Source organism: Streptomyces sp. CB01201 (assembly GCF_002803085.1).
In the GTDB taxonomy this organism is placed as follows: Bacteria; Actinomycetota; Actinomycetes; order Streptomycetales; family Streptomycetaceae; genus Streptomyces; species Streptomyces hundungensis.
The window spans coordinates 770,611-779,040 of sequence record NZ_NNBJ01000002.1 but is presented as its reverse complement, the minus strand read 5'-3'; the positions used below and the strand labels follow the sequence as shown (position 1 = coordinate 779,040).

Here is an 8,430-nt window from a genome sequence, read left to right as displayed (position 1 = left end):
CGCTTCCTTTGTACTCACCCTCTCGGGCTTTCCTCCGGGCGCTTCCCTTCGGTATTTCGTGTTTCCAGCTTAGCAGACTCAATTTCTTGTTTCTGCCACCCGCTGGAGCGGGCTACCGAATTGATATTCGCTTTCGCGTTTCCCTTTTCGGTGATCCCGACTCTATCAGAAGCATTTCGGCCGACCGAATCGGCTTCGTGGCTTCGAATGGTGAAGTCGGAATGGCTCATCGCTCAGAAATTCAATTTCCAGCGAGAGCGAGCTAGATATTAGCCAGTGCTCTCAGGCTTGTCCAGCCCCAAGGCAACCGTTCAAATCTACCTCCCCACTCGAACCGTGTCAACGATTTTTGTGGGCGAAGGGGACAGTACCAGGTCAGAGGGGCCGTACGCACATCACGCGGCCGTCGGAAGCTCGGCGCTGCGGGCGGCAGACTCGACGTCGCCCACATCTCCCGCCCGCGCGGCTCTGCCGCCCAGGACGTAGACGTACACCAGGAACGTAACTTCGGCGGCGACGCCCAGGGCGATACGGCCCCAAGTGGGCAGGCCGGAAGGGGTTACGAAGCCTTCGATCATTCCCGAGACGAACAGCACCAGAGCGAGTCCGATCGCCATCCCGACGGCCGCGCGGCCTTGTTCCGCCAGGGCTGTCCGGCGGGATCGGGGGCCCGGGTCCACGACGGTCCAGCCGAGACGCAGGCCCGTGCCGGCCGCGACGAACACGGCGGTCAGTTCCAGGAGACCGTGCGGCAGCACCAGGCCGAGGAACGTGTCGAGGCGGCCGGCCGAGGACATGAGGCCGATGCCGACGCCGAGGTTGAGCATGTTCAGCAGCAGGATCCACAGGACGGGGATGCCGAGGAAGGCACCCAGCACCAGGCACATCGCGGTGGCCTGTGCGTTGTTCGTCCAGACCTGGGCCGCGAAGGAGGCGGCCGGGTGGCTTGAGTAGTAGGTCTCGTACTCGCCGCCCGGTTGTGTCATCTGGCGAAGGGCGTCGGGGGCTGCGATCGCGGACTGGACCTCGGGGTGGGTGCCGATCCACCAACCGATGATCGCGGAGACGGCTATGGAGACCAGGGCTGTCGGGATCCACCACCGGCGGGAGCGGTAGACGGCCGCCGGAAAGCCCGCGGTGAGGAAGCGGGCCGCGTCGCGCCAGGTCGCGCGGCGAGTCCCGGTGACGGTGGAGCGCGCGCGGGCCACGAGCTGGGTCAGTCGGGCCGTGAGCAGGGGGTCCGGGGCCGTGGACTGTATGAGGGAGAGATGCGTGGACGTGCGCTGATAGAGGGTCACCAGCTCGTCCACCTCGGCGCCCGTGAGGCGGCGGCCGCGGTGCAGGAGGTGTTCGAGGCGGTCCCACTCCGCATGGTGGGCGGTCACGAAGACATCGAGGTCCATGTTCTGCTGCTGCTCCAGGCACTGGGTGCGTACGGTCTGTACTACTGCGGCGCGCTGCGGGCCAGCTTGGCAGACTGTGAGGTCCAAGGGGTGTGGAAGGCCGTCGTCTGCGAAGGGTGGGGTATCGGGTGAGCGCGCTGGTCACGGGGGATGCGGTCGTATTGGGGCTGCGGCCTGCACGGCTGCCGAGTCGGGCGCTGGCGCTGGTGATTGACCTCGCCGTTGTGTGGGCGGCGTACATATTGGTCTCACTGGTGATGTTGTTCGCCACCGCTTCGCTCGACGGCGCCGCCCAGGCCGCCATAGGTGTGGCGCTGTTCGTGCTCGTGCTGGTCGGCGGTCCCATCGCGGTCGAGACGCTGTCGCACGGGCGGTCGTTGGGGAAGCTGGCCTGCGGGTTGCGCGTGGTGCGGGACGACGGCGGGCCGATCCGGTTCCGGCACGCGCTGGTGCGCGGAGCGATGGGGGTCATCGAAATCCTGGTGACGTTCGGCGTCGTTGCCTGCGTCGCGTCACTCGTCTCCGAGCGCGGGCGGCGGATCGGGGACGTGTTCGCGGGCACCCTGGTCGTGCGCGAGCGGGTGTCGTCGGGGTGGGCGGCAGCCGTGCCGCCGCCTCCGCCGTGGCTGGTGGGGCGGTTCGCCGGGCTGGATCTCTCGCGTGTGCCGGACGGGCTCTGGCTGGCGGTGCGCCAGTACCTGACGCGAATGGGGCAGCTCGATCCGCAGGTGAGCTGGACGATGTCGGTCCGCCTGGCCGAGGACATGGTGGCCTGTACGGGGGCGCCGCTTCCGGAGGGCGTGCCCCCTGGCGCTTACCTGGCCGCAGTGGTGAATGAACGTCAGGCCCGCGATGCGCGGCGGGCGTTCGGGCAGTTGCACGCGGCGACCGGCATGGCGCCCTGGGGCCCCGGTCAGGGGCAGGCGGCGGCTCCTTGGGCGGGGAACGCGCAGAGCCCCGTGCCTGTTCCCGGCGCTGCTGTCGGTCCGGTGCCCGGAGCTGTTCATGGTCCGGTTCCTGTCCCCGTTAACAGTCCGGTTCCTGTCCCCGTTCACGGCCCGGTTCCTGGACTCGCTCACGGTCCCGTTTCTGAATCCGCTCCTGAATCCGCTCCTGAATCCGTACCTGGATCCGTTCACGGCCCTGCTCAGCGTCCGGTGCACGAGGTCGCTCACGCGCCGCTTCATGGTGCGGCTGCCGTTCCGCCTGGCGGGGCGGTGGCTCCGGGTGCCGGGCGTTCGACGGGGTTCGCGCCGCCTGCGTAGTGCTCTGCCCGGCCGGGCGGCCGGGTCTACGGCGCGGGGAACGTCGAGGGCGGGGATTCCAGGGATTCCAGCTCGATCCCGGGTGCCGCGAGGATCACGTCGCCGGCGATGTGGACGGTGTGCTGTTCGCCCGTGTCCAGGGCGCTGACCTGGTACTCGTCCACCGTCAGGGGGCCATTGTCAGTGGCGTGCGCTTCACTTTTCAGCAGGGCCCAGGACTGGTCGGTCGTGCGGGGGGCGAGGACCGGATCCGTGAAGGTGACGAGGCGGACGCGCGTCGTCGGGGACTGGGGGGTGAGGCGCAGCAAACGGGAGGTGGCGACGAGAAAAGCGGGGGAACTGCCGGCGAAGGCGTGGGCGCGCACATTGCCTTCGGTGGCGTGGGTCCCGGAAGGGTCCGTACGGACCCAGGTGACGCCGTCGATCGCGGCGCCCCGCACCTGCCAGGCGGCGGCGTGGAGTTCGAGGCGGATCGGGCGGCCGAGTTCGTCCAGTGCGAGGTCTACGGAGCCCGCGTGGTCTCCGGAGGGGGTGGTGAGCTGGGAGACATAGCGCCAGCCGGAAGGGCCCGGCGCACAGTGGAAGTGTTCTTCGCCGAGAGGGGTGTGGTCGTGCGGATCGTGAAGCGAATATCGGCCGCGGGGCATGGGATCTCGGGGTCCTTGGGAGTCAGACGCTGACTCGGTGCGGAGCGGTAGGGGCAGGCCCCCGTCACGGGGGTGCGGGGGCCTGCCTCAGTACCGATGACGTGCCGGGCGCGGATGTCGGGAGCCGATGCCCCGTTCAGCCGACGCCCCGTGTCAGTGGTGTTGCCGGGTGCCGGTGACGTCCCAACGCTCAGTGCCTGGAACCCGGTGGCCGGCGCCCGGTACCCCGGGCGGATGGAGCCCGGGCTGCGCGGCGGCTCCGGCGGAGGCTGGGCGCGGTCGGTGCCGCGCCTGCGCCGTATCGCCGGCCAGCTGACCGATTGGCTGGCTGGGTTGATCGTCAACTCCGGGACCACAGGGGCCAGTTGGGGCTGACGGCCCGCCGCCCGGCGCCCTGTGGTCCTCGGGGTCGTGACTCAGTAGCGGTAGTGGTCCGGCTTGTACGGGCCGTCGACCTCGACGCCGATGTACGCGGCCTGCTCCGGACGGAGCTCGGTGAGCTTCACGCCGAGCGAGTCCAGGTGCAGGCGGGCGACCTTCTCATCGAGGTGCTTGGGCAGCACGTAGACGTCGGTCGGGTACTCGGACGGCTTGGTGAACAGCTCGATCTGGGCCAGGGTCTGGTCCGCGAAGGAGTTGGACATCACGAAGGACGGGTGGCCGGTCGCGTTGCCCAGGTTCAGCAGGCGGCCCTCGGAGAGGACGATCAGCACCTTGCCGTCGGGGAACGTCCAGGTGTGCACCTGGGGCTTGACCTCGTCCTTGACGACGCCGGGGATCTTGGCCAGGCCGGCCATGTCGATCTCGTTGTCGAAGTGGCCGATGTTCCCGACGATGGCCTGGTGCTTCATCTTGGCCATGTCGGCGGCCATGATGATGTCCTTGTTGCCGGTCGTGGTGACGAAGATGTCCGCCTTGTCGACGACGTCGTCCAGGGTCGTGACCTGGTAGCCGTCCATAGCTGCCTGGAGCGCGCAGATCGGGTCGATCTCGGTGATGATCACGCGGGCGCCCTGGCCGCGCAGGGACTCGGCGCAGCCCTTGCCGACGTCGCCGTAGCCGCACACGACCGCCGTCTTGCCGCCGATGAGGACGTCGGTGGCGCGGTTGATGCCGTCGATCAGGGAGTGGCGGCAGCCGTACTTGTTGTCGAACTTCGACTTGGTCACGGCGTCGTTCACGTTGATCGCCGGGAAGAGGAGGTCGCCGTCGCGCATCATCTCGTAGAGGCGGTGGACACCGGTGGTGGTCTCCTCCGTCACGCCACGGATCTCGGAGGCCAGCTGCGTCCACTTCTGGGGGTTCTCGCCCAGGGTGCGGTTCAGCAGGGTGAGGATGTGGGCGTACTCCTCGGAGTCGGCCGTGGCCGGGTCCGGGGCAGCGCCGGCCTTCTCGAACTCGACGCCCTTGTGCACCAGGAGGGTGGCGTCGCCGCCGTCGTCCAGGATCATGTTCGGGCCGCCGGTGGGGGTGTTCGGCCAGGTCAGCGCCTGCTCCGTGCACCACCAGTACTCCGCGAGGGTCTCGCCCTTCCAGGCGAAGACCGGGACGCCGGCGGGGGCGTCCGGGGTGCCGTTCGGGCCGACCGCGATCGCGGCGGCGGCATGGTCCTGGGTGGAGAAGATGTTGCAGGAGGCCCAGCGGACCTCGGCGCCGAGGGCGACCAGGGTCTCGATCAGCACGGCGGTCTGCACGGTCATGTGCAGCGAGCCGGTGATGCGGGCACCGGCCAGCGGCTGCGTGGCGGCGTACTCCTTGCGGATCGACATCAGACCGGGCATCTCGTGCTCGGCGAGGTTGATCTCCTTGCGCCCGAAGGCGGCGAGGGAGAGGTCGGCGACCTTGAAGTCCTGGCCGGCGCCGGTGGCGACAGTCGTCATGGTGAGCTGCTCCTCGTTGATGGGTGTCGAGGGTGGGTACGGCTGGTCTGCGGGCGCGGCGATGGGCATGGGAGTGCCCGAACGCGCTCGCAGCGCAGTCCGTCGGAGGCCCTCTCTCCCTCGGCCGGGTCCGCGCGGGACCGACCGACCGCCATCAGCAGCGACGTCTGGCTCTGGTCACGAATCTACACCGATCGGCCGAGTGAACCCATGGGGGCTTGGTGAAAGGCGCCGCTCGAACGGGCCCCGGAGTCGGGACCACAGTCCGGACCAAACGGGGCCTAAGGGACTTTTGATGTGGGTCTTATCTGATGGAAGATGCTTGGGTCGGCCGGGCTCGGGAAACGAGCCGACCGTACGCACCAACCGCGTGACGAGGCGCGAACGAGGCGCGAAGCGTTAGGAGACCCCCACGTGACCAGTCCGGCTAGCGACGGGCAGCGGAAGTTGAAGCTGCTCGCGGTGACCGCCTGTCCGACCGGCATCGCCCACACCTATATGGCCGCCGAGAAGCTGGCCCAGGCAGCGGCGGCGCTCGGCATCGAGATGAAGGTGGAGACGCAGGGTTCCATCGGGGCCGAAAATGTGCTCGATGACAACGATGTCAAGGAGGCCGACGGGATCATCATCGCGGCCGACAAGGACGTCGCGCTCGATCGGTTCGCCGGCAAGAAGGTGCTGAGCGTGCCGGTAGCCGATGGCATCCACCGGCCCGAGCAGCTCATCGAGCAGGTGCGGAGCGCGCCGGTGCACGCGGGTGGCCAGTCGGCCACGGCGGGCGGTGGGGCCGCCGGGAGCGGGAGCGGCGGGGGTGGCAAGGAGCGCAGCGCCGCGTACAAGGCGCTGATGAACGGCGTCTCGCACATGATCCCGTTCGTGGTGGTCGGCGGTCTGCTGCTCGCGGTCTCGATCGCGCTGGGCGGGCACACGACGCCGAAGGGGATCGAGTTCGACAAGGACTCGTTCTGGTTCTACGTCAACGCGCTCGGCGGGCTCGGCTTCAAGTTGATGCTGCCGATCTTCTCCGGCTACATCGCCTTCGCTCTCGGCGACCGGCCCGCGCTGGTTCCGGGCATGATCGGCGGGTTCCTCGCGTACGACGGCATGACGATCTACGGTGCCGACGCGAACGCGGGGTTCCTCGGGGCCATCGCGACGGGCTTCCTCGCCGGATATCTGGTGGTGTGGATCCGCAAGGTCAAGGTGCCGAAGTTCGTCCAGCCGATCATGCCGATCATCGTGATCCCGATCGTTTCGACGCTGGCGCTCGGGCTGTTCTACATCTACGTGATCGGGCAGCCGATCTCCTGGCTGTTCACCCATCTGACCAGCTGGCTGAACGGGATGACGGGGTCGAGTGCGATCGTGCTCGGCGCGCTGATCGGTCTGATGATCGCGTTCGACATGGGCGGGCCCGTCAACAAGACGGCGTTCCTCGTTGCGGTGGGCCTGATCGGCACGAACAACGCGGTGATGGGTATGGCGGCCGCGGCCATTCCGGTCATGCCACTCGGACAGGGGCTTGCCACGCTGCTGCGGCGCAAGCTGTACAGCGACCAGGAACGGGAGACCGGTATCGCGGCCTTGTTCATGGGCTTCTTCGGTATCTCGGAGGGCGCGATCCCCTTCGCTGCGGCACGGCCCGCTCAGGTCATCCCCGCGAACATGCTGGGCGGGGCGGTGGCCGGTGCGATCGCGGGCGTGGCCGGGGTCACGGATTCCGTTCCGCACGGTGGGCCCATCGTTTCGCTGTTCGGCGCGGTGGGAGGAGCGGCGATGTTCTTCGTGGCCATCGCCGCGGGTACGGCTGTCACCGCGTTGACCACCAATGCGCTGATCGACCTCAAGGGGCGCAAGGCCGCCCGGCGCGGTGATGTCGGCGTCGGTGTTGAGGCCGCCGCCGGTACGGGTGCCGCCGGCGCGGGTGCCGCTGGTGCAGGTGCCGCTGGTGCGGGTTCGTTGGTTGCCGAGCCCGTCCTGACGGGTGTCGGTTCCGGTTCCGGGGCCCGGGTCGATGCGGGGGCCGTTGGCGGGGCCGGTGTCGGCTCTGGTGGTGGCTCTGGGGTCGCATCTGGTGGCGGGTCCCCCGCGCCTGTCGCGGCCCCGTCGGGGGACGGGGCCGGGGCGGACGGTGCTGCCGGTGCCGCCGGTGCCGCCGGTGCTACTGATGTGGCTGGTGCCGGGCCGGAGGTGCTGTCCGGGTATCTGACCGCTCGGACCGTCAAGGTCCAGCTGGCCTCGCAGGACAAGGAGGCCGCGATTCGGGAGATGGCCGAGATGCTGGCCTCGACCGGGAACGTACGGGACGTGGACGAGCTGGTACGGGTCGCGCTCGCGCGGGAGGCCCAGGGGACGACCGGGCTCGGCGAGGAGATCGCCATTCCGCATGCCAAGACGGATGCGGTGTCGTCGCCGACGGTGGGATTCGCGCGGTCTGCCGAGGGCATCGAGTGGGGTTCGCTCGACGGGACTCGGGCCAAGCTCATCTTCATGATCTCCGTACCGGAGGCCGCGGCGGGGGACGAACATCTGCGGATTCTGGCGCTGCTGTCGCGGAAGTTGATGGATCCCGGGTTCCGGGGGCGGCTGGTGGAGGCTCCAGATACGGGGGCGGTTCTGGAGGTGCTGGGGGAGATTCGGTAGGGCGGTCGTTGGAGCGCTGGGATGGGGTGGGGCCGGGTGGGGTGGGGATTTCTCCCCGCCCCGCCCCTTCCCCAGACCCTCCGGGGGTGGGGAGTCGGGCTCGGGCCGGTGGGCGAGCCGATAGCGCGGACCGGTAAGGGCCGCCCGATAACGCGGGCGGGTAAGCGCGGACCAGTAAGCGCGGACCGGTAAGGGCCGCCCGATAACGCGGGCGGGTAAGCGCGGACCGGTAGAGCCGCCCGGTAGCGCAGGCCGGTAAGCACGGACCAGTCATGGCACCCAGTGGCACGTACCGGTAAGAGCGCCCGGAAGCGCAGGCTTGCAGGCGCGGACCGGTAGAGCCGCCCGGTAGCGCAGGCCGGTAAGCACGGACCAGTCATGGCACCCAGTGGCGCGTACCGGTAAGGGCGCCCGGAAGCGCAGGCTTGCAGGCGTTGCGCAGTTACGACCCGGAACCCCCAGCCCGAGCATCCCCGAGCGCCAGCCGGGAGATTGCCGGAAGGGACCGCGCTTTCCGAACGTCAACGCACCCCCCTACCCCCGGCCCTGGCGACGGCCTTGCAGAGGAGGGGGCGCTCCTCCGGGGCGGTGG

General features: G+C 69.1%; 5 protein-coding genes. 2 read left to right on the top strand and 3 right to left on the bottom strand.

The window, feature by feature from the left end; genetic code table 11:
* Positions 1–395: 395 nt before the first annotated feature.
* Positions 396–1,403 (bottom strand): stage II sporulation protein M, encoded by a 1,008-nt coding sequence (locus CG740_RS07985; RefSeq protein WP_100574229.1) that lies wholly within the window; start codon positions 1,401–1,403, stop codon positions 396–398.
* Between the two features lie 128 nt (positions 1,404–1,531).
* On the opposite strand from CG740_RS07985, the gene CG740_RS07980 reads away from it, so the two are divergent.
* Complete coding sequence (locus tag CG740_RS07980; protein WP_100574228.1) at positions 1,532–2,668, top strand: RDD family protein; 1,137 nt, start codon at positions 1,532–1,534, stop codon at positions 2,666–2,668.
* A 26-nt stretch (positions 2,669–2,694) separates the two neighbouring features.
* Here the strand turns inward: CG740_RS07980 and CG740_RS07975 are convergent, their stop codons facing one another.
* Both CG740_RS07975 and ahcY read right to left on the bottom strand, forming a co-directional pair.
* The gene (locus tag CG740_RS07975) at positions 2,695–3,315 is read right to left on the bottom strand and encodes a hypothetical protein (protein WP_100574227.1); all 621 of its coding nucleotides are present in this window, start codon (positions 3,313–3,315) and stop codon (positions 2,695–2,697) included.
* Positions 3,316–3,731: 416 nt separating this feature from the next.
* Positions 3,732–5,195 carry an adenosylhomocysteinase gene (gene ahcY, locus CG740_RS07970; protein ID WP_100574305.1) on the bottom strand — a complete coding sequence of 488 codons (1,464 nt, stop codon included), beginning with the start codon at positions 5,193–5,195 and terminating at the stop codon, positions 3,732–3,734.
* Positions 5,196–5,609: 414 nt separating this feature from the next.
* Between ahcY and CG740_RS07965 the strand changes: the two genes are divergently transcribed.
* Positions 5,610–7,838 carry a fructose-specific PTS transporter subunit EIIC gene (locus CG740_RS07965; protein ID WP_376498129.1) on the top strand — a complete coding sequence of 743 codons (2,229 nt, stop codon included), beginning with the start codon at positions 5,610–5,612 and terminating at the stop codon, positions 7,836–7,838.
* Positions 7,839–8,430 lie beyond the last annotated feature (592 nt).

Bases quoted from the DNA above. Each gene is read 5' to 3' on its own strand.
- CG740_RS07985 (WP_100574229.1), bottom strand. From the start codon at position 1,403: ATGGACCTCGATGTCTTCGTGACCGCCCACCATGCGGAGTGGGACCGC.
- CG740_RS07975 (WP_100574227.1), bottom strand. From the start codon at position 3,315: ATGCCCCGCGGCCGATATTCGCTTCACGATCCGCACGACCACACCCCT.
- ahcY (WP_100574305.1), bottom strand. From the start codon at position 5,195: ATGACGACTGTCGCCACCGGCGCCGGCCAGGACTTCAAGGTCGCCGAC.